This is a genomic window from Alkalibacterium sp. s-m-28 (assembly GCF_054658175.1).
The window spans coordinates 1-829 of record NZ_BAAGIQ010000218.1 but is presented as its reverse complement, the minus strand read 5'-3'; the positions used below and the strand labels follow the sequence as shown (position 1 = coordinate 829).

The following is an 829-nucleotide window of genomic DNA, read 5'->3' as shown; positions in this document are numbered from 1 at the left end:
GTTCGCCATCTTTCCACATATGACGATTATCAATAATTGCAGTAATTGAACGTCGTTCAATTTTATCAATCAATGGTTTCCCATCATACCCACGATCCGCCATTAAATATTCAGCTCGTTCCGCTTGTTGAGTAGTTAAATTATCTACTAAAAGCTTAGCAATTGTGCTTTCTCCTTCATTTGCAGGTGTCACTTTGTAAGCAATAGGTAGTTCATACTCTGTGTCACAAATGAGGTGGACTCGATATCCGAAATACCAAGTTGTTTGAATCACATTATTTTCTTTATCATAATAATTTTTAGCCGTCCAAGTCGCATCAGATTCACTTCGCTTGTCTGGTGTTTTACGGTTTGTTGGGTGATTCGCATGCGATTCAATAATTTTTCCATCAATTGCCAAATTTTCACCTAATTCTGGAAGTTCCTTATACAGAGTTTCCAATAAAGTAGTAAATATTCCCTCCACTTTTTCGAGATGATTGGTCAATCGAAAACTAAAACGAGAAAAGGCCGAAGCGCTTGGAGCTAAAACTTTTTTAGATTCACCATTTACTAAAATATGATGCGTTTGAAAGCCACAAATTTGTCGCAATTGACTATTTCGATTAAGTTCTCGTATGAGGCTTTGAACAGTCGGGTGCTGAAAGACAAATTTTGCAATAAAAGCTCGCCACATTGATAGATTTGAGTAATCATTTCGCCCCGTAGGGCGTTCTTCATCAAGTGCCTTAATGAGGGCTTGATCCGGCAGCTCATTTAGCACAGTGTATAATTTTTCTAAATCGCCTAATTCGTTCTCTTCAAATAAATTTAATTGTGCTACAATATC

Annotated in this window: 1 protein-coding gene; it reads right to left on the bottom strand. The window is 37.0% G+C overall.

Going from position 1 to position 829, the window contains the following annotated elements:
• A partial coding sequence (locus ACYQ4S_RS12020; RefSeq protein WP_459771389.1) for a transposase occupies positions 1–829 on the bottom strand: 829 nt, incomplete at both ends.